The sequence below is a fragment of the Kitasatospora sp. NPDC057518 genome, assembly GCF_042802075.1.
Taxonomy (GTDB): domain Bacteria; phylum Actinomycetota; class Actinomycetes; order Streptomycetales; family Streptomycetaceae; genus Kitasatospora.
This window is the reverse complement of sequence record NZ_JBHVEU010000144.1, coordinates 1-18,667: the sequence shown is the minus strand read 5'-3', so window position 1 is coordinate 18,667 and position 18,667 is coordinate 1. Positions and strand designations below refer to the sequence as shown.

Genomic DNA, 18,667 nt, shown 5'->3' with positions numbered 1-18,667 from the left:
GCCCAACGCGCCCCGCCCGGGTACGCCGGTACAGCGGCGCGGCGGCAGCCGGACGGCGCGCTCACGCGACCCGCTCGGGAACCTCCGCCCCGTCCCGCAGCAGCCTGACCTGCCACCGGACCAGCAGGAAGCAGGGCAGGCAGACCGCGGCCATCGCCAGGAACGCCCAGTGCGGGGAGGCCGCGTAGAGCGGGCCGGTGACGGCGGTGACGGCGGCGACACCGAGGCCGATGGCCAACCCGGCGTAGAGCGCCTGGGCGTCGGACCAGAGGTCCTCGGGGACATGGCCCTGCACGCAGCGCGCGTGCGCGACGTGGGTCAGCGCGAAGGTGCCCGCGTGGAGCGTCTGGGTGAGCACGACGCACACCAGCGGCATCGGCACCGCGAGCAGGCCCCAGCGCAGCACCGAGAGCACCGCAGCGGCGGCGAAGAGGACCGGGACCGGGTAGCGGCCGAGCATCGGCCCCGCGTACTTGAACAGGAGCAGCTCGCACCCCACGGCCAGCGCCAGCATGAGGCTGACGTTGATGCTCGACACGCCGAGCCGGCCGAAGTACTCGACGCCGAAGGCGTAGTAGGCCGCGTGCGCGCCCTGGAGCAGCACGGAACTGCCCAGGCCGAGCGCGTAGACGCGGTTGCGCAGCAGCCGGCCGCGGCCGCCGCCGGCCACGGTCGCCACCGTCGGGAACCCGACGGGGTGCGCCAGGTCCGCCAGCGCGAGCAGCAGGCACCCGACGACGAAGACCCCCACCAGCGCGCCGCTGCCGACCGTCCGCCCGACCACGCCGGACACGCCCAGGCCGAAGAGGAACCCCGCCGAACCGAAGTAGCGGACGCTCCCGTAGTCGACCTGCCCGTTCGCCGCGCCGATGGTCGCGAGGGTCTCGCTCAACGGCATCAGCAGCGGGTAGCTGACGCCGACGAGCACCGACACCACCATCATCGAAGCGAATTGAGGATGCGTCAGGTAGAGCGGGCTGAGCGCCGTCGCCGTCCAGGCGAGCAGCTGCGACAGTCTCCGGAGCGGGACCGTCCGGCAGAGCACCGGGAAGACGACGGCGATGGAGACCGAGCGCGACAGCAGACCGGCGGTGATGACCGCGGTGACCTCCGTCGGTCCGAAACCGGAAGCGAGCAGCCAGACCCCCCAGTAGGAGAGGTACGAGCTCCAGGTCAGGAAGAACAGGAAGAACCTGGCCGACAGCCACACTCGGAACGACATCTCAAGCTGCTCCTACACGTGCTCAGTTGCCCGTGGCCAGTTGGGCGACAGCCTCGGCGACCGTCAGTGCCGCCCGCTCGCACTGCTGCTTGTCGACGTCCAAGTGGGCCACCAGGCGGACCGTTTGCGGTCCCATCACCGAGACCCTAACGCCGGACGCCGCGCAGAGCTCCTGCACCCCTGCCGCGTCGGGCACTTCCACGAACACCAGGTTGGTCTGCGGCTCCCGGACGTCCAGTCCGCCGTCGCGCAGCAGACCGGCGATCAGGGCCGCGTTCGCGTGGTCCTCGGCCATCCGACCGATGTTGTGCTCGAAGGCGTGGATGGCGGCGGCGGCCAGGATCCCGGTCTGCCGCATGGAGCCGCCCATCCGGTGCCGCATGACCCGGGCCTCCTCCACGCGGTCGGCGTCCAGGAGCAGCACGGTGCCGGCGGGCGCGCCGAGCCCCTTGGAGAAGCAGAGGGACAGCGTGTCGAAACAGGCTCCGTAGGCCTCGAAGGGGACGCCGCTGGCGACGTGGGCGTTCCAGATCCGGGCGCCGTCGCAGTGCACCGTGACCCCGGCCTCGCGGGTGACCCGCCGGATCTCCTCCAGCGCGGCCAGCGGGTACACCACGCCGCCGGCGGCGTTGTGGGTGTTCTCCACCGCCACCGCCCGGGTCCCGCTGCCGTAGGCGGTGGCGGGACGGATCATCCGGGCGAGCACCTCCGGGTCGATCAGGCCGTCCTCGGAGACCGTCGTCCGGGTCAGGATCCCGCCGTGCCAGGCGACTCCGCCGTCCTCGTAGAGCAGGAAGTGCGCGCCGGCGTCGGCCAGCAGCTCCTGGCCCGGCGGCACCAGCAGCCGGAGCGCGAGCTGGTTGGCCATGACCCCGCTGGGCAGGAACAGCGCGCCGGTGAACCCGAAGGCGTCGGCGAGCATCCGTTCCAGCCGGATCACCGTGGGGTCGTCGCCGAGGGTGTCGTCGCCGACCTCGGCGGCGGCCATGGCGGCTCGCATGGCCGCGCTGGGCCTGGTGACGGTGTCGCTCCGCAGGTCGATGGTCTGGGTGGTCACGGCGCTCCCTTGGGGTCGGGTGCCGGACGGACGGCCGGGGCCCCGGTGAGGGCGCCGAGGCTGTCCGTCAGGCAGTCGAAGAAGAGGTCCGGGTGGTCCCGGAAGTAGAAGTGGCCGCCCGGAAGGATCCGGACGTCGGACGGGCCGGTGGTGTGCCGGCCCCACTCGCGCAGCCTGCCCTCGTCCTCCCAGTCGTCGGTGGCGCCGAGCGCGAGGACGGGGCAGCTCAGCGGGGCGGTCGGGACGTGCCGGTAGGTCGCGACGACGGTCAGGTCCGCGTGCAGGTTGGCCAGGTACAGCTCGCGCATCCGCGGGTCGTTCCCGAGTTCCGGCGGCAGCGGCCCGTACCGCTCCTCGACCCGGGGGACGAAGTCGACGCCGTCGAGGAGGTGGAGCGGCAGTCCGGGGCGGTGCAGGTGCGGGGGGCCGTTCACGGACACGATGAGCCGCTCCGGCTCCGGGCGTCCGAGCGCCCGCAGCGCGACGGCCGTCTCGTAGGCGACGATCGCGCCGAGGCTGTGCCCCAGGAAGGCGTACGGGCCGGTGAACTCGGCCTGTTCCGTCAACGCGCCGACCAGCTCCCGCAGGTCGGTCATGGCCGGCTCCCGCATCCTGCTTCCGCGGCCCGGGAGTTGGACCCCCCACACCTCGACCTCGGCGGGGAGCCGGTCCGCCCAGCGCAGGTACTCGCCGGGCGAACCGCCGCTGTGCGGGAAGCAGTAGAGGCGCAGGGCGGCGTCGGGGCGACGCTGACGGCACATCAGCCAACGGGGTGCTGCCACGGTCGTCCCCACCTCCTTCCGTCGGTCAGTTCTTCTGCAGCAGCGTGTCGTGGGCCAGCTCGTCGATCGCGCCGTGGTCGACCTTGCCGTTGGGCAGCACGGGCAGCCGGGGCAGCGCCACGATGCGGCTCGGTACGGCGACGGCCGGCAGGCGTTCGATGAGGTGCGCCCGGAGGCTGCGCCGGTCGACCTCCCCGGTGGTCGGGCTGACGAAGCCGACCACCTTCTTCCGCCCCTGGACGGTGCAGACGCCGACCGCGGCCGCCGCCACGTCCCGGTGGGTGCGCAGCGCCTGTTCGATCTCGGAGCGGTCGACGCGCATCCCGCCGAGTTTGAGCTGGTGGTCGGCCCGGCCGTGGAAGCGCAGTTCGGCCCCGGCGGTGACGGACACGATGTCCCCCGTGCGGTAGAGCTCGCGGGCCGGCTCGGCGAGGCCCGGTCCGCCGATGTGGAGCTCCCCGGGCTCCCCGGGCGGTACGGCGGCGCCGGCGGCGGAGCGGACGTAGAGGCTGGTCCCGGGGACGGCGCCGCCGATCGGCACGTCCGGGAGGTCCGCGTCCACCGGGGTGCACTCGTGGACGGCGCTCCACACCGTGCACTCCGTCGGGCCGTACTCGTTGTAGAGCCGGGTGCCCGGGAGCGCGTCGAAGTGCTGCCGGACCAGGTCGGGCGGGCAGGCCTCCCCGGCGACGATCACCGTGGAGAGCGTGCCGGCCCGCTCGGCGAGGCCGCCGCGCAGGGCGATGTCGTAGAGCGACGGGAGCATGAGCAGGTGCGACGCCCGGTGGTCCCGCGCGGCCCGGCCGACCGCCAGCAGGTCCGCCGGGCGGTCGCTCGGGATGACCAGTCGGCCGCCGCAGGCCAGGGTCCAGTAGATGCCGGCGACCGAGCTGTCGAAGGAGATCGACGAACAGAGCAGGAAGGTGGAGACCGGCGTCGGGTAGTACGCGAGCCGGGCCGCGGTCGAGGCCGCCAGCGCGGCGGCGGAGATCGTGACGCCCTTCGGCCGGCCGGTCGACCCGCTGGTGAAGCAGGTGTACGCCAGGGTGCCGCGGACGGTCCCGCCCCGGGGGCCGTCGGTGTCGGCCGGCACCGTGCGGAGGCCGTCGAGCCGGACGTCCAGCCCGGGCTCCGACACCGCGAACCGCGCGCCGCTGGCCTCCGCGATGTAGCGCTGCCTGGCGACCGGGAACCCCGCGTCCACGGGGACGTACCGCGCTCCGGCCCGCAGCACCCCGAGCATGGCGACGACCGCCCAGCGGGACAGCCGCGCGTGCACGACGACCGGGCTGTCCGGCTCCACCCCGGCGGCCCGCAGCGCGGTGGCGACCACGGCGGACCGCTCGTCCAGCTCGGCGTGGTCGAGCGATCCCCCGGCGTCCACGACCGCCGCGCCCCGGCCCCGGAACGGTTCGACCAGGTCGAGGATGTGCGGCGGGGCGTCGAGCGGCACGACCGGCAGGTCCGGTACCCAGTGGGTCATCCGCCTCAGCCCTTCACGGTGGCCCCGCGGGGCACGCCCGCGACGGGCACCCGCTTGAAGCCGGCCAGGAACGTCGAGTGCATCCGCTCGATCCCGCCGACCACCTCGATCGAGGAGAACGTCGCGAACAGCTCGGTGAACAGCAGGCGCAGGGCCAGCCGGGCGAGGTGCGAGCCGACGCAGTAGTGGTGGCCGACGCCGAAGGCGAGGTGCCGGTTGGGGCGGCGCCGGATGTCGAACACGTCGGGGTCGGGGAAGACCTCGGCATCCCGGTTGGCCGAGGCGAGGTAGGCGACCACGGCGTCGCCCTCGGCGATCCGCACGCCGGAGAGTTCGACCGGCTGGAGCGCGTAGCGCATGAAGTTGCTGGCCGGCGTGGCCCAGCGCAGGGCCTCCTCGATGCCGGAGTCCAGCAGCTCCGGGTGCGAGGCCCAGTCCTCGTACCGCGGGCTGCCGGCCAGTTCGACGATCGCGGCGATCGGGACGTGCGGCAGCGTTCCGGCCGAACCCAGCAGCATGCTGTAGCAGTTGGAGATCACCGAGCCGGTCGAGATGGGCTCGCCGTCCACCTCGGTCTCGGCCAGCACGCTGATCAGGTCGTCGCCGGGATCCCGCAGCCGGGCCCGGACCAGGTCCGAGAAGTAGGCGAAGATCTCCCGGTGGCCGCGCTTGAGGGTCGGCTCCACGCCGCCCGGCAGCTGGAACTCCGGGTCCTCCTCCGCCGTCGACATCATGGCCAGGCGGATGAGGCGCTCGTGGTCCTCGGCGGGCAGCCCGAGGATGGGGCTGAGGGCGACCAGGGGCAGCCGGGCCATCGCGACCGCGAAGTCGAAGGGCTGTCCGTCGGCTCCGGGGGCGAGCAGGTCACGGATGCCGGCCTGGATCCGGTCGGAGAACGAGGCGAGCGGCTTGACGGCGAGGGCCTGCTTGAGCGGGATCCGCGCCCGGTCGTGGTGCGGCGGGTCGGTCGCCGCCAGCTGCTTCCCGGCCGCCGGGTCGCCTCGGCCGAGCAGGTTGAGCAGGGTGCCCCGCTCCGAGGTGAAGGCGGAGTAGTCGTGCAGCACCCGCTCGACGTCGGCGTACCGGGTGACGACCCAGTAGCCCCCGCCACGGCCGGAGTTCGGCTGCCAGTGGACCGGGTCGTGTTCGCGGAGGCGGCGCCAGACCTCGTGCGGTTCGCCCTGGGAGTAGAGCGCGGGGTCGGTGAGGTCTCCCGCCGTGCCGGTGCTCACTGCCGGCCTCCCGGGTACGCCTCGGCCGTCCCGGGCCGGGCCGCCGCCACCGCCTCTTCGATCACCTGGGTCAACTCCGCGATGGTGGGCGACAGGAAGAGGGTCGTGGCCGACACCTCCACCCCGAATTCCCGGTCGATGTCCCCCTGCAGTTCCGCGGCGGTCAGCGAGTCGCCGCCGAGTTCGAAGAAGTCCTCGTCCAGGCCGATCGACGAGATCTCCAGCCGGGCGGCCCATAATTGTGTGAGGCGTTCCTGGACCGACGTCTGCCGTGCTGTTTCCACTGCCACGAGCAACTCCCTTACGCGTCGAAGGAATAGACCGAGAAGAGAGGCACGCTCACGCGCGACCTTCCCTTCAGGAACGACTTCTCGATCAAGCACGTGATTCCGACCACCGTGGCGCCCAGCTCCTCGAGCATTTCCACGGCGGCCGCCACCGAGTTCCCGGTCGCGACGATGTCGTCATGGATGAGGACCCGGGCGCCGGGCGGCACCAGGTCCTTGCGAATCTCGATCCGGTCGGTCGAGTATTCGCCGGAGAACGTCCGCCCCACCGTCTCGCCCGGCAGCTTCCCCTCTTTGCGAATGGCCAGGAAGCCGCAGCCCAGGCGGTCCGCCAGGGCCCCACCGAGGATGAAGCCGCGCGCGTCTATGCCGGCGACGTAGTCCGGGGCGAGTGGAGTCGACCACTCCGTGAGGCCGTCGATCGCCGCACCGAAGGACTCCCGGCTGGCCAGGACGGGCATGACGTCGCGAAACGCCACGCCGGCCCGGAAGTCCTTGAACACTGGAACCGTTGATTCGCCGTCCCGCTGATGACCGGTCTTCATGAGTCCTCCTTGCTGCCGTACGGCAGTGAAAGGTCCCGGCGAGCGCTCGAGCACGTGAGCACGCGGGTACGTGAGCACGCGGGCACGCCAGGAAAGGCCTGCTACTGAAAGTGGTTCCGGATTTGCAGAGTGAGGGGGACGATCCGCCATCATGCCGAAGCGGCCGATGCGCCTGCCCGGGGAAACGGTTCTCCTGCGCCGGAAATCTCATCGGCGGGCTCTTCCAGAGCCGGGAGCCCCCTGGGCACGTTCACGCAGCCCGTGGCAGTCGGATCACTGGTCAACACCAGAACTTCATCGGCAAACACAGCCCCCCGGTTGATTCCGCACCGCTAGCTGGCGTGTTCATGACGCTACAGACGAAGCTACATCGCGGGCGACCCCTCGGCAAGATCGCCTGGTCTTTCATCCAGAGGGAAACAGCAATTGACGGTGAGTCAGGCCGAAAATGCCCTGGCCGCACCGACATTGGCGTCGAAATCATCGGGTCCGCCGGATTGCGGGTGGTTTGCCGGAGTCGTCCGCCTGCGACTCCTCCACGCGCCCAGCGGGAACCCGACCTGTCGCCAAGCATCAGGCCCTCAGGTCTGACGAAGTCTCAAACTTGCTTCCCCACAAGCTTGGTCGGATCATTGCTGCCATGAACACGACCGAGATCAACGCGTCCCCCGCACCCGCACTGACCATAGGGTTCGACCTCGACATGACGCTGGCCGACGGCCGGCCGGGCATCAAGGCGGTGCTGGACATGGTGGCGGCCGAGACGGGGGTCGCCATCGACAGCGACCTGGCGATCACCCGCGTCGGCCCGCCGATCGAGGAGGAGCTGGCCAACTGGTTCCCCGCCGACGAGGTGGACGCGGCCGCCGACCGGTACCGGGCGCTGTTCCCCCAATACGGCGCCCCGGTGGGCGAGTTGCTGCCCGGCGCGCTGGAGGCGATCGCCGCCGTCCACCGGCACGGCGGTCGGACGATCGTCGTCACCGGCAAGTTCGAGCCCAACGCCCGGCTGAACCTCGCCGCGCTCGGCATCAAGGTCGACGACGTCTTCGGCTCGGTCTTCGCCGACCGCAAGGGCGCCGTCCTGCGCGAGCAGGGCGCCTCCGTCTACGTCGGCGACCACCTCGGCGACATCACCGGGGCGCGGGCCGGCGGCGCCCTCGCGGTGACCGTGGCCACCGGGCCGTTCACCGCGGACCAACTGCGCGAGGCGGGTGCCGACGTCGTCCTGAAGGACCTGGCCGAGTTCCCGGGGTGGCTCGACGCCCACCTCGCCGGCTGACGGCACCGGACCCGCGGGTGGTCGAGCCTCCGGCTCTCGATCACCCGCGGGTCCGGTCATGCACGGGCCCGGTCGCCCGCGGGGCCCTTCAGCGGGCTTCCGCCTCCCGAGCCGCGTCGCGACCGCTCACGCCGTTGCTCAGGCGACCGTCCCGGAGGTGTCCCGCAGGGTGACGCTCGCGTGGCTCTCCTGGAAGCTCTGCTCGGACACCAGGGTCAGCCGCGCGGAGGACTGGAACTCCGGCAGCGTCACGGAACCGCAGGAGACCATGGTGGACTTGATCTTCGCCATGGTGGTGGCCAGGCCCTCGTTGAGGTCGCCGGCATAGGGAACGTAGCCGTCGACCCCCTCCTCGAAGACCAGCCCCTGACCGCCCTGGCCGTAGCGCTGCCAGTTGCGGGCACGGTTGGAGCCCTCGCCCCAGTACTCCTTGACGAAGCCGTCCCTGGTCGGGACCTTCGCGCCGGGCGCCTGGTCGAAGCGGGCGAAGTACCGCCCCATCATGACGAAGTCCGCGCCCATCGCCAGCGCCAGGGCCACGTGGTAGTCCTCCACCAGGCCGCCGTCGGAGCAGAGCGGCACGTAGTCGCCGGTGCGCTCCAGGAAGGCGTCCCGGGCGGCGGCGACATCGAGGACGGCACTGGCCTGGCCCCGGCCGATGCCCTTCTGGTCGCGCGTGATGCAGATGGAGCCGCCGCCCACACCGATCTTCACGAAGTCGGCGCCGGCCTCGGCGAGGAACGTGAACGCCTCGCCGTCCACCACGTTGCCGCCGCCGATCGGGATCTCCGGGTAGTTCTTCTTCGTCCAGGTCAGCGCCTCCGCCTGCCAGTCGCTGTAGCCGTCGGACGAGTCGAAGCACAGGACGTCCGCGCCCGCCTCCAACAGGGCCGGAACCCGCTCGCGGTAGTCGTGGGTGTTGACGCCCGCGCCCACGCGCAGGCGCTTGCCGCCGTCCACGACCTGGTTCGGGAAGCGCTTGTTGTCCGCGTAGTCGGACCGGAACACCAGGTGCTGGAGGTGCCCCTCGCCGTCCAGCACCGGGAGGCAGTCCAGCCGCTCCTCCCACAGCCTCGCGTTCGCCTCGGAGAGGGTGACGTCGCCACCCGCGTGGGGCAGCTCGCCGAGGGGGGTCATCCGGCCGCTGACGGGGCCGTCGAGGTCGTGCCGCTGGGGGTGGAAGTCGCGCGAGGTCACCAGGCCGAGCAGGCGCCCGGTCGCGGTCCCGTCGTGGGTGACGGCGGCGGTGCTGTGGCCGGTCCGGCGCATCACCGCGACCAGGTCGCGGAGGGTGTCGTCGGGCCGGACGTTGGTGTCGCTGGTGACGAAACCGGCCTTGAAGTTCTTCACCTTCCGGACGGCCGCCGCCTGTTCCTCGACCGGCTGGTTGTGGTGGATGAAGCTCAGACCGCCGTTGCGGGCGAGCGCGATCGCGAGCTCCGGGGAGCTGACCGCCTGCATGATCGCCGACACGAACGGGGCGTGCAGCTCGATCGCCGAGGCCTCGCCCACCCGGTGCCGCACCAGGGGCGTCCGGAGATCAACGGCCGCGGGCCTGCAGTCGGTCCGAGTCCGGTTCGGGAGCAGCAGGTACTCGTTGAACGTCCGCGACACCTCGGCGATGATCTGTGCCATGCATTCCTCCTGATCCCGAGCGGGCGGCGCCGGTCGGCCCGACCGCGAAGACCGCGCCCGTGCCCGACGGCTCGACCGGTCAGGTTCACGGACGGGCACGGCGGAGCTCCGCCCCACCAGGGCGCGCATCCTGACCGGGCCTCAGGTGCGAGGCGCGGCAGTTGACTACGCACCTTATCGACTGCCCGACTTGTTGACGAATCACCGTCATCGCCGTCGGCGGCTCCCGCGGAGCGGTGCGCCCGACGGTACGGACACGGAGAACCGAGGTGTCGTCAACGACACTTGACGACGCGGACGGCTCCGGTCGGGCGGCGGACCCCGGGCCGGAGACTCCACGCGCGGGTGGGGCGGGACCGGCCCGTCGCGTCCGCGCGTGGGCCGTTCGCCTGCTCGCCCGGTCGCCCGGCGGGGCCCGGGAGCGCGGCCGGCCGGCGACGCCGCGCGACGGTGTGACCCGAACGGGTCCGGTCGGCGGGCGGCATGGTGGGGTGGGCCCTAGGTTGCGGTGCCAGGGGGTCATCCGAGCGGAAGGCTGTATCTGGCATGGCCGGGAAATTCGAACTGTACGTGGACGAGGGCGGCATGCACCGGTTCCGGCTCAAGGCGAGCAACGGGACGATCGTGGTGACCGGCGACCCGCAGGAGAGCAAGGACGACTGCCTGAGGAGCATCGCGTCGATCCGCAAGCTCGCGCCGTACGCGGAACTCAAGGAGACCGCCGGGTCGGTGTGACGGGCCGGGCCCCGACGCACGGGACGGTGTGACGGGCCGGGACGCGGGACGGTGTGACAGGCCGGGACGCGGGACGGTGTGACAGGCCGGGATCCGATGCACGGGACGGTGTGGCGGGCCCGGCTCCGGAGCGCGGGTCGGCGGTGCAAATCGCCGACCCGCGTTCGCCTCTACGACAGATCCCTTTGGCCGGGTGCACGCCGGACGCGGACAGAACACTGGCATGCGCGTCGTCATCGTCACCGAATCCTTCCCGCCCGAGGTCAACGGAGTCGCCCACAGCGTGCTGCGGACGGCCGAGCACCTGGTCCGCCGGGGCCACCGGCCCCTTGTCGTCACCCCCTCGCCGGCGCGGGGCGCCGAGTGCCCGCCGGAGACCTTCGGCGGCGGCGCGGCGCCGGAGATTCCCGTGGTGCGCATCCCGTCGGTGCCGCTGCCGGGATACCCCCAGGTACGGATCGCCCTGCCCAGTCGGCAGCTGGCGGCCGCCGTCGCCGGACACCGGCCGGACCTCGTCCACCTGGCCAGCCCGTTCGTGCTCGGCGCGCGCGGGATGCAGGTCGCGGCGCGGCTCGGGGTGCCCGCCGTCGCCGTCTACCAGACCGATCTGGCCGGGTACGCGCACGCCTACCGGGCCGGGCGGGGGCTCGGGGAGGCCGCCGCCTGGCGGCGGATCCGGGCCGTGCACCGCGCGGCCGCCCGTACCCTGGCGCCCTCCACCCCCGCCGCCCAGGACCTCACCGCGCACGGGGTGCCGAGGGTGCAGCTGTGGCCGCGCGGAGTGGACTCGGTGCGGTTCCACCCCCGGCACCGGGACGAGGCGCTGCACCGGGCGCTGGCCCCGGGCGGGGAGGTGCTGGTCGGGTACGTCGGACGGCTGGCGCCGGAGAAGCGGGTCGACCTGCTGGCGGCGGCCTCGGCACTGCCCGGGGTACGGGTGGTGGTCGTCGGGGACGGCCCCTCGGCGCCCGGCCTGAAGGCCTCGATGCCGGGCGCCGTGTTCCTCGGCCGGCGCACCGGGGATGAGCTCGCGCGCTGCTTCGCCACCCTGGACGTCTTCGTGCACACCGGCCCGCTGGAGACCTTCTGTCAGACCATCCAGGAGGCGATGGCCAGCGGCGTGCCGGTGATCGGCCCCGCGGCGGGCGGCCCGCTGGACCTGGTCGCCCACCACCGCACCGGCCTGCTGGTGCCGCCCCGGGACGCCGCCGCGGTGGCCCGGGCGGTCGCCGAGCTGGCCGCCGACCCGGCACGGCGGGCCGGGTACGGGCAGGCCGGGCGCGCCGAGGTGACCGCGCGCACCTGGGAGGCGGTCGGGGACCTGCTGCTGCGGCACTACGCCGAGGTGCTGGCGGAGCACCGCGGAGTGCGGCTGCCGTCCGCCGCCCCGGCGTCGGCCGCGCCGGTGGCGCCCGCCCTGTCGGAGGAGCTGCCGGCATGAGCTCCGTTCCCGACGGCGGGGCGCCTACGGCCGGCGCCTCGCCGATCGCCGGTGAGGCTCCGATGGCCGGCGAGGCGCTGACGATCGTCCGGCTCGCCAACTTCGTCACCCCGGTCTCCGGCGGCCTGCGCACCGCACTGCGCCACCTCGGTGCCGGGTACCGGGCGGCCGGGCACCGCCCGGTACTGATCGTCCCCGGGGAGCGGCGCTCCGAGGAGGAGACCGAGCAGGGCGTGGTGGTCACCCTGCCCGGCCCGGTGCTGCCGGCCAGCGGCGGCTACCGGCTGCTCACCGACCGGCGGGCCGTCGCCGCCGAGCTGACCAGGTTCTCCCCCGACCGGCTGGAGGTGTCCGACCGCACCACGCTGCGCTGGACCGGCGCCTGGGCGCGGCGGCACGGCGTGCGCTCGGTGATGGTCTCGCACGAGAGCGCCGCCGGCCTGCTGCGCACCTGGGGCCTGCCCGGTCCGCTGGCGGGCGCGACGGCCGACCGGTTCAACGCGGCCACCGCCCGCGCCTACGACTCGGTGCTCTGCACCACCGACTGGGCGGCGGCGGAGTTCCGGCGGATCGGCACCCCGAACCTGGTCCGGGCCCCGCTGGGGGTGGACCTCGACGCGATGCGCCCGCTGCCGCCGACCGCACGGGCGGCCGAGCGGGCCCGGTACGCCGCTCCGGACGAGACGCTGCTGGTGCTCTGCTCCCGGCTCTCGGCGGAGAAGCGGCCCGAGCGGGCGATCGAGGCGCTGGCCGCCCTGCGGGCCCGGCGGCGGCCCGCGGTGCTGGTGGTGGCCGGCACCGGCCCGCTGCGGGACCGGCTGGCGGCGCGGGCCGCGCGGCTGCGGCTGCCGGTGCGCTTCCTCGGGCACCTGGGCGGGCGGGCGGAGCTGGCCCGACTGCTGGGCTGCGCGGACGTGGTGCTCGCCCCCGGCCCGGTGGAGACCTTCGGGCTGGCCGCGATGGAGTCACTGGCCTGCGGGACCCCGGTGGTGGTCAGCCGCTCCTCCGCGCTGCCCGGCCTGGTCGGGCTCGCCGGGGTGGCGGCCGTCGACACCGGCGAAGGATTCGCCTCCGCCGTACGGCAGTTGCTGGGTCGGCCGGAGGAGCTGCGACGGGCCTCCGCCCGGGCCCAGGCCGAGCGCTACGGCTGGCCGGCGGCGGTGGCGGCGTTCCTTGCGGCACACGGCGTACGCGACGACGAGGCGGTGGACGGAGGTCGGAGGTCAGGATGAGCATGCTGGAGGCCGGGCGTGGCCGGGCCGCGGAAGAACGCCCCACGGCCGGCGAGCTGCTGCGCTTCGTCGCCCTCGGGGACTCGCTCACGGAGGGGGTCGGGGACCAGGTCGGCGAGGGCTGGCGCGGCTGGGCCGCCGTCCTCGCCCACGCGCTGCCGCCCGAGGATCGGGACGTCGAGTTCACCAACCTGGCGTACAGCGGGGCGCTCACCACGGAATTGACGACACGTCAGTTACCGGGCGCGCTGGCTCTGCGGCCGCAGCTCGCGGCGGTGGTGGTCGGCGGCAACGACACCCTGCGCTCGGGCTTCGACATCCGGCGCGCCACCCTGGAACTGGACGCCACGATGGGGGAACTGTCCGGCCACGGCGCCAGGCTGCTGACCGCCTGCCTGCCCGACCCGGGCAGCCTGCTCCGGCTCCCGGCGCCGCTCGCCCGTCCCCTGGCGCGCCGGATGCGGGCGGTCAACACCGTGGTGCACGCCCTCACCGAACGCCACCGGGCGGTGCACCTGCACATCGCCGAGCTGCCGTGGCTCACGGAGCGCCGGCTGCTGAGCGTCGACCGCCTGCACCCCAGCGCCGAGGGCCACCACCTGATCGCCCGGCGCTTCCACGACCTGCTCACCGAGGCCGGCCACCCCCTCGGCCCGCCCCCGACCGCCGCTCCCGCCGAACCACCGCCGGGCCTGGCCGCCGACCTCTGGTGGATGGCCACCCGGGGCACCCGCTGGCTCGCCGCCCGCAGCACCGACCTCCTGCCGGGCCTGCTCGCACTGGCCGCCGCGGAGGGCGTCGCCCGCCTGCGCGGCGGGAGCCGGCGGCACGACGAGCAGATGGCCCGGGCCGCGGCGCAGGCCCTCGCCTCGCTGGGGTGAGGAGCGCGCCGGGGTGACGGGGACGGCGAAGGCGGTGGAACCGGGGACTGTTGCGGAAGTGCGCGCGGCGGCGGGAGTGGCGTAGTACTTGTGGAGGGTCCCGGAGGCATTCCCGTTCTTGTCTGGAGTCGTCGATGTCCGTTCGCCGTGTCGTGCCCAACATCCGGTCGGAGGCCGCGCAGGAGAGCCGGGAGTTCTACGGCCTGCTGGGCTTCGAGGAGGTCATGAACCACGGCTGGATCATGACGCTCGCCTCCCCGTCCAATCCGGCGGCGCAGGTCAGCTTCATGACCGGCGACAGGACCGCGCCGGTCACCCCCGACCTGAGCGTCGAGGTGGACGACGTGGACGCGGCCTACGCGGCCGTGCTGGCCGACGGTGCGGAGATCGTCCACCCCTTGCAGGACGAGGAGTGGGGCGTACGGCGGTTCTTCGTCCGCGACCCCAACGGCCGTGTGGTCAACGTCCTGGGCCACCGCTGACACCTTCGCTCCCCCGCGACCGGGGACGGTGCCGGTCACGGCCGGGATCGGCGGGGCCGTTCAGCGGGAACCATCGGGGTGGCCCGGGTTGTCGTGTCCGGGGAGAGCGTGACGGAGGGAGTCGGGGTGGAGAGCTCGGGCGCGGTGGGCCGGGACGTCATGGCGGCGGCGGGGGTGCTGTTCTCCGACGGGGCCGGGCGGCTGCTGGTGGTGCGGCTGCCGTACGACCGGAAGCACCCGGTGGCGATCCCGGGCGGCGGGTGGGAGCCGACGGACCGGTCGCCGAGGGAGACCGCCCTGCGGGAGATCCGGGAGGAGCTGGGGTTCACGCCCCGGTTGGGGCCGCTGGCCGGCGTGGACTGGGCGCTGCTGCGCGAGGGCGACCGGCCGATCGTCGTGTACCTCTACTGGGCCGAGCCGCTGACGGCGGAGCAGGTGGCGGCGTTCCGGCCGGACACGGCGGAGGTCGGCGGCTGGACCTGGCTGACGGCGGAGCAGGCCGGACACGCCCTGCCACCGCGGCTGTCCCGCCGGGTGACGGCCTGTCTGCGGGCACCGGGCGACACCGGGCCACTGGAACTGGAGGACAGCCGGCCGGTCGGCCACACGCTCGGGCGGTTGCCCGCCGACGGGCCGGTACCCGAGTACGCCGGACTGGCCGCCGCACCGGGGCTGACGCCGTCCGCCGAGGAGCCGCCGGAACCCTCGCAGCCGCCGATGGACCGGGCGACCTACTACGCCACCCGGCCGCGCATCCGGACCAAGGCGCGGGCACTGTTCACCGACGCCGCCGGCCGGGTGCTGCTGGTGCGGCTGCGGCCGTGGGACGGGCCGCTCGGGCAGGTGCCGCACTGGACGCTGCCGGGCGGCGGGGTCGAGGCGGACCGGGAGATGCCCCGGGCGGCCGCCCGGCGGGAGATCCGCGAGGAGCTCGGCTGGGACGTGGAACCGGGGCCACTGCTGGCGCTGGACTGGCAGCCGGGTGCGGCGGCCGACCCGGAGGCGGACCCGGCGACCGGCCGGGACACCGCCGTCCTGGTGTACGTGTTCGACGGGGGCACGGTGACGGAGCGGATGCTCGACTCCCTCGTGCTGCCGGAGGACGAACTGGTCGAGTGGCGGCTCTGCGACCCGGCCGAGGCGCGGACGCTGCTGACCGGCCCGTCCTGGGACCGTACGGCCGCCGCACTGGCCGCCCGGGAACGGGCGGGCGGACCGGTCGAGCTGGTGCGCGGGCGGAGCGTCGGGCCGGACCTGCCGCAGGGGTGAGGCCGGGTGGACGGAGCCCGGCGGGGCGTGAGCCACCGCCGGGGCCTCGTCCGCTTCCTCGCACGTCGGGCGCGGTGGGCCGGCGCGGCGCTTCGGGGCGCCGCGTCAGACCTCCAGCTCGGCCTCGATCCGGCCCAACTGGTGGCGGGCCATCGCGAGGTTGGCGCGCGCCTTGTCCAGCGCGAGGTAGAGGAACAGGCCCTTGCCGGTACGGCCGGTGAGCGGGCGGATCAGGTGGTACTGGCTGGTCAGGGTGATCAGGATGTCCTCGATCCCGTCCTGGAGGCCGAGCATGTCCATGGTGCGCATCTTGGCGCGGACCACGTCGGTGTTGCCGGCGGCGGCGACATTGAGGTCCAGGCCACCGGGGCCGTCGAGGGTGGCCAGCGCCATGCCGCTGTTGTAGTCCACCAGGGCCGCGCCGATGGCGCCCTCGATGCTGGTCATGGCCTGCTTGAGCGCGCCGGCTGCGTCGGTCATCTGGGTAACTCCCGTTCTTTGGTGGGTGGTTCGGTTTCGGGCGGTGCGGTTTCAGGCGGTGCGGTGGTCTGGTGGCGCGGTCAGCCCGCGTCGCGCGGATCCTTGGGCACGAGCGCGTCGTTGAGCAGCTCCGCGATGCGCTGCGCGCTACGGCGGGCCTCCAGGTGCAGCCGGCCGACGTTGACGTCGGGGTGCGCCAGCAGCGTCAGCACGCAACTGCCGCCGGCCGCGTAGGTGGCGACGTAGCCGTTCTCGCCGCGCACCAGCGACTCGCGGAACTCGCCCTGGCCGGTGGTGTCGGCGAGCCGCTGGGCCAGCGAGAGCGAGGCCGCCGTCATCGCGGCCAGACCCGAGGGCTCGGTGCCGTGGGTGTCGTGCGCGATCAACAGGCCGTCCACGCTGGCGACCAGACCACCCGCGAGGTGCGGGACGCGGTGTTTGACGGCGCGCAGTTCGGCGAGCAACTCGGTCTCCAAGGCGATCAGTTGTCTCCTTCCGACACGCTGCTTGAGTGCCCGCCTCATGGCCGGAACGACGGGGTCGCGGGCGGGGAATGGGTCAAAGTCGGGCCTCCAGAAGGTCTCGGACCCGGGTCAGCAGCGCGATGTCCGGGTCGGGGACGGTCAGCGGGTGGGCCGCTGCCGTGGTGGGCGGGCGTTCTGATCGCGTGGGGGCGTCGGTCCCGGCGTCGGTCCCGGTGTCGGTCCCGGCGGGGGTGCCACCGGCGGGGGTGCCGGTACGGGCTGCGGCGGGGTCGGCCGTGACCGGGGCTCCGGGGAGTCCGGCACCCCGGAGGCTGGCGCCGGGGATCCTGCGGTGCAGCCCTCCGGCCGGTCCGCTCGTGACCGGTGGGGGAACTTCGGGTGCCGGTACGGCCGTTGGCGACACCTCGGGCACCCGGGCCGCCGTCGGCACCTCGGGCGGGCGCGGTACGTCGGCTGGCAACGGCGCGTCCAGCAGCCCGGCGGCGGCGAGCCGTCGGACGTCGGCCGTCACGCCGAAACCGGAGCGGCCGAGCAGCCGGGCCAGGTCGGCCGGGGTCCTGCGGCCGTCGGCGTGGTCCAGCAGCTCGCGGCGCCGGCGGCCGGACGGGCGGTGGGAGGCTCGGCGGACGTGCTCGACCGGGCGGACGGGCGCGGTGTCGAGCTGCCCCCACGGCCAGATCCCGTCGAGCAGTCGCCGACGGCGTGCGACCTCGCGGCGGATCCGGGCCGGGTCGACGTCCGCGACCGGTCCGAGCCAGTGCCGGGCGTCGGCCTCGAACCGCCAGACTCCGCCGCCCGGGTCGGCGAGGACGAAGAACGAGGCGTCGAACAGCGTTCCCAGGTGGCCGAGTTCGAGCTCTCCCCGGGTGAGCAGCCGCCGTTCGACGAGCGCCTCGCCGACCCTCGACCGAGGTCCGTGGATCCGGAGCAGTTCCGCCCAGTCCTCGGGGGTGATCCGGCCGCAGCCGATGAGCAGGTCGGCCAGGCCGGGGGCCCGGGAAGACTGGGCGGCGGCCACCCGCCCGTCGACCAGGTGGAGGCTGCCGAGCGGTCCGTGCAGGGCGCCGGTGGCGCGACGGTCGGCGAGCAGGGCGAGCGCCTCGCCCGGGGTCCTCGGGGTGGCGGCCCCCGCCCAGGGCGGCGGCGCGGTGCCGGTCGCGGCGGTCACGCGCTCACCCCAACACCAGTTCGTCGGTGAGCGCCTGGAGGCGGAAGCGGGCGGCGGCGAGGTTGCCCTCCGCGCGGTCCAGCCAGAGGTGCAGCACGAGCCTGTTGTCGAAGACGGTGTCGATGAAGCGGATCAGGTGGTAGCTGCGGCCGGCGGTGACGATGATGTCCTCCAGCGGGGCCCGCCGGTCCTCCGTCACGGTGAAGGTCTGGCTCTCAACGGCCGCCCGCACCAGGTCGGTTGCCTCGGCGGCGGAGGTTTCGTGCTCTCCGGTCGGGCTGTCCCCGAGGCTGCCGAGGGCGAGCCCGCTGCTCCAGTCGACCAGGCTCGCGGCGCGGGCCCCGGGGATCGCCATCGCTCCGGAGAGGCATTCGTCGATACCGGGCACACCGGCTCCTTCGCGGGGTCTGGGCGGCCGGACGCAGCGCGGCGCCGACCGGTTCACCACCAGCAGTGGCTAGTTCGACACGGAAGGCTACTGCCGGATTCCATCGGACGAACATTCCGATGGCATATTCACACCGGCAACGGCCAGTTCCGGCCAAGAATTGACGATGCATCAGGCCGGGAGGGGAGGTGACGCCACTGGTGGGCCAGGGCGGTTGGAGCGCCGTTCACCGGCCGCCTGGCACGGGACCTTGGCCGATACCGGGCCGTGCCGGAGGGTTTCGTCATCGAAAGTGCGATAAGAGGACGAGCCCATGGAGCGCGAACACGCCGAAGGGGCCCGTTCCGTTGGACGGAACGAGCCCCTTCGATGGGAGCGCCAGGCCCGGATCGCACGGACTCTCCCTACTGAAAGTAGGGCGTGCTCTGGTAGCACCGCTGACGCCTGTTCGAGATTCGTTTCCCGGAAGGTCACTTCCTCTCGACGGGAAGAACACTAGCAGGCCATCACGCCTGGTCAGAAATCGCGACCGGGGAGCCGCCGGGCGCTGCCGGGCCGGCCGGTGCCGGTCAGCCCAGCAG

At 73.6% G+C, this 18,667-nt stretch carries 19 protein-coding genes; 7 read left to right on the top strand and 12 right to left on the bottom strand.

Annotated elements, in window-relative coordinates; genetic code table 11:
- Positions 1 to 61 precede the first annotated feature (61 nt).
- Genes ACFU7Z_RS17180 through ACFU7Z_RS17150 form a run of 7 tightly spaced genes read right to left on the bottom strand, consistent with a single transcriptional unit; the run spans position 62 to position 6,608 of the window.
- Positions 62 to 1,222: an MFS transporter gene (locus ACFU7Z_RS17180; protein ID WP_079272524.1), complete on the bottom strand. Its 1,161-nt coding sequence runs from the start codon at positions 1,220 to 1,222 to the stop codon at positions 62 to 64.
- Between the two features lie 22 nt (positions 1,223 to 1,244).
- Positions 1,245 to 2,279: a threonine aldolase family protein gene (locus tag ACFU7Z_RS17175; RefSeq protein ID WP_380778001.1), complete on the bottom strand. Its 1,035-nt coding sequence runs from the start codon at positions 2,277 to 2,279 to the stop codon at positions 1,245 to 1,247.
- Positions 2,276 to 3,061 (bottom strand): thioesterase II family protein, encoded by a 786-nt coding sequence (locus tag ACFU7Z_RS17170; RefSeq protein ID WP_375875421.1) that lies wholly within the window; start codon positions 3,059 to 3,061, stop codon positions 2,276 to 2,278. The genes ACFU7Z_RS17175 and ACFU7Z_RS17170 overlap by 4 nt, the downstream gene beginning before the upstream one ends.
- Positions 3,062 to 3,086: 25 nt before the next feature.
- Positions 3,087 to 4,544, bottom strand: coding sequence for an amino acid adenylation domain-containing protein (locus ACFU7Z_RS17165; RefSeq protein WP_380777999.1), 1,458 nt, complete (start codon positions 4,542 to 4,544; stop codon positions 3,087 to 3,089).
- A 5-nt stretch (positions 4,545 to 4,549) separates the two neighbouring features.
- Positions 4,550 to 5,776: a cytochrome P450 gene (locus tag ACFU7Z_RS17160; RefSeq protein ID WP_049652117.1), complete on the bottom strand. Its 1,227-nt coding sequence runs from the start codon at positions 5,774 to 5,776 to the stop codon at positions 4,550 to 4,552.
- Positions 5,773 to 6,066: an acyl carrier protein gene (locus ACFU7Z_RS17155; RefSeq protein ID WP_074004520.1), complete on the bottom strand. Its 294-nt coding sequence runs from the start codon at positions 6,064 to 6,066 to the stop codon at positions 5,773 to 5,775. Before ACFU7Z_RS17155 ends, ACFU7Z_RS17160 begins: the two co-directional genes overlap by 4 nt.
- Before the next feature lie 11 nt (positions 6,067 to 6,077).
- Positions 6,078 to 6,608 (bottom strand): adenine phosphoribosyltransferase, encoded by a 531-nt coding sequence (locus ACFU7Z_RS17150; RefSeq protein ID WP_049652115.1) that lies wholly within the window; start codon positions 6,606 to 6,608, stop codon positions 6,078 to 6,080.
- Positions 6,609 to 7,248: 640 nt separating this feature from the next.
- Between ACFU7Z_RS17150 and ACFU7Z_RS17145 the strand changes: the two genes are divergently transcribed.
- Positions 7,249 to 7,890, top strand: coding sequence for an HAD family hydrolase (locus tag ACFU7Z_RS17145; protein WP_380777998.1), 642 nt, complete (start codon positions 7,249 to 7,251; stop codon positions 7,888 to 7,890).
- 138 nt (positions 7,891 to 8,028) lie between these two features.
- Here ACFU7Z_RS17145 and ACFU7Z_RS17140 read toward each other — a convergent pair whose 3' ends face one another.
- The gene (locus tag ACFU7Z_RS17140) at positions 8,029 to 9,525 is read right to left on the bottom strand and encodes an IMP dehydrogenase (RefSeq protein ID WP_380777997.1); all 1,497 of its coding nucleotides are present in this window, start codon (positions 9,523 to 9,525) and stop codon (positions 8,029 to 8,031) included.
- Between the two features lie 546 nt (positions 9,526 to 10,071).
- Here ACFU7Z_RS17140 and ACFU7Z_RS17135 point away from each other — a divergent pair.
- The 6 genes from ACFU7Z_RS17135 to ACFU7Z_RS17110 all read left to right on the top strand — a co-directional run bounded on the left by ACFU7Z_RS17135 (position 10,072) and on the right by ACFU7Z_RS17110 (position 15,565).
- Positions 10,072 to 10,260, top strand: a complete 189-nt coding sequence (locus ACFU7Z_RS17135; protein WP_049652112.1) for a DUF1508 domain-containing protein — start codon at positions 10,072 to 10,074, stop codon at positions 10,258 to 10,260.
- 223 nt (positions 10,261 to 10,483) lie between these two features.
- A complete protein-coding gene (locus ACFU7Z_RS17130) occupies positions 10,484 to 11,701 on the top strand; it encodes a glycosyltransferase family 1 protein (protein WP_079272522.1) in 1,218 nt (405 codons plus the stop codon).
- A complete protein-coding gene (locus ACFU7Z_RS17125) occupies positions 11,698 to 12,933 on the top strand; it encodes a glycosyltransferase (RefSeq protein ID WP_380777996.1) in 1,236 nt (411 codons plus the stop codon). The genes ACFU7Z_RS17130 and ACFU7Z_RS17125 overlap by 4 nt, the downstream gene beginning before the upstream one ends.
- Complete coding sequence (locus tag ACFU7Z_RS17120; protein ID WP_380777995.1) at positions 12,930 to 13,814, top strand: SGNH/GDSL hydrolase family protein; 885 nt, start codon at positions 12,930 to 12,932, stop codon at positions 13,812 to 13,814. The genes ACFU7Z_RS17125 and ACFU7Z_RS17120 overlap by 4 nt, the downstream gene beginning before the upstream one ends.
- 134 nt (positions 13,815 to 13,948) lie before the next feature.
- Positions 13,949 to 14,296 (top strand): VOC family protein, encoded by a 348-nt coding sequence (locus ACFU7Z_RS17115; RefSeq protein ID WP_380777994.1) that lies wholly within the window; start codon positions 13,949 to 13,951, stop codon positions 14,294 to 14,296.
- Positions 14,297 to 14,404: 108 nt separating this feature from the next.
- A complete protein-coding gene (locus ACFU7Z_RS17110; RefSeq protein WP_380777993.1) occupies positions 14,405 to 15,565 on the top strand; it encodes an NUDIX domain-containing protein in 1,161 nt (386 codons plus the stop codon).
- A gap of 105 nt (positions 15,566 to 15,670) precedes the next feature.
- Here the strand turns inward: ACFU7Z_RS17110 and ACFU7Z_RS17105 are convergent, their stop codons facing one another.
- From ACFU7Z_RS17105 to ACFU7Z_RS17090, 4 genes are all read right to left on the bottom strand, one after another.
- Positions 15,671 to 16,045 (bottom strand): hypothetical protein, encoded by a 375-nt coding sequence (locus ACFU7Z_RS17105; RefSeq protein ID WP_049652052.1) that lies wholly within the window; start codon positions 16,043 to 16,045, stop codon positions 15,671 to 15,673.
- An 80-nt stretch (positions 16,046 to 16,125) separates the two neighbouring features.
- On the bottom strand, positions 16,126 to 16,521 hold the full coding sequence (locus ACFU7Z_RS17100) for a roadblock/LC7 domain-containing protein (protein ID WP_310593218.1): 396 nt from the start codon (positions 16,519 to 16,521) through the stop codon (positions 16,126 to 16,128).
- 82 nt (positions 16,522 to 16,603) lie between these two features.
- Positions 16,604 to 17,698: a hypothetical protein gene (locus tag ACFU7Z_RS17095; protein ID WP_380777991.1), complete on the bottom strand. Its 1,095-nt coding sequence runs from the start codon at positions 17,696 to 17,698 to the stop codon at positions 16,604 to 16,606.
- Positions 17,699 to 17,702: 4 nt separating this feature from the next.
- Positions 17,703 to 18,086, bottom strand: coding sequence for a hypothetical protein (locus ACFU7Z_RS17090; protein ID WP_074004516.1), 384 nt, complete (start codon positions 18,084 to 18,086; stop codon positions 17,703 to 17,705).
- Positions 18,087 to 18,667 lie beyond the last annotated feature (581 nt).

What these genes read in the sequence shown, in the direction of transcription:
- ACFU7Z_RS17180 (WP_079272524.1), bottom strand. Translation starts at nt 1,222, where the DNA reads ATGTCGTTCCGAGTGTGGCTGTCGGCCAGGTTCTTCCTGTTCTTCCTG.
- ACFU7Z_RS17165 (WP_380777999.1), bottom strand. Translation starts at nt 4,544, where the DNA reads ATGACCCACTGGGTACCGGACCTGCCGGTCGTGCCGCTCGACGCCCCG.
- ACFU7Z_RS17150 (WP_049652115.1), bottom strand. Translation starts at nt 6,608, where the DNA reads ATGAAGACCGGTCATCAGCGGGACGGCGAATCAACGGTTCCAGTGTTC.
- ACFU7Z_RS17145 (WP_380777998.1), top strand. Translation starts at nt 7,249, where the DNA reads ATGAACACGACCGAGATCAACGCGTCCCCCGCACCCGCACTGACCATA.
- ACFU7Z_RS17140 (WP_380777997.1), bottom strand. Translation starts at nt 9,525, where the DNA reads ATGGCACAGATCATCGCCGAGGTGTCGCGGACGTTCAACGAGTACCTG.
- ACFU7Z_RS17135 (WP_049652112.1), top strand. Translation starts at nt 10,072, where the DNA reads ATGGCCGGGAAATTCGAACTGTACGTGGACGAGGGCGGCATGCACCGG.
- ACFU7Z_RS17130 (WP_079272522.1), top strand. Translation starts at nt 10,484, where the DNA reads ATGCGCGTCGTCATCGTCACCGAATCCTTCCCGCCCGAGGTCAACGGA.
- ACFU7Z_RS17125 (WP_380777996.1), top strand. Translation starts at nt 11,698, where the DNA reads ATGAGCTCCGTTCCCGACGGCGGGGCGCCTACGGCCGGCGCCTCGCCG.
- ACFU7Z_RS17120 (WP_380777995.1), top strand. Translation starts at nt 12,930, where the DNA reads ATGAGCATGCTGGAGGCCGGGCGTGGCCGGGCCGCGGAAGAACGCCCC.
- ACFU7Z_RS17115 (WP_380777994.1), top strand. Translation starts at nt 13,949, where the DNA reads ATGTCCGTTCGCCGTGTCGTGCCCAACATCCGGTCGGAGGCCGCGCAG.
- ACFU7Z_RS17105 (WP_049652052.1), bottom strand. Translation starts at nt 16,045, where the DNA reads ATGACCGACGCAGCCGGCGCGCTCAAGCAGGCCATGACCAGCATCGAG.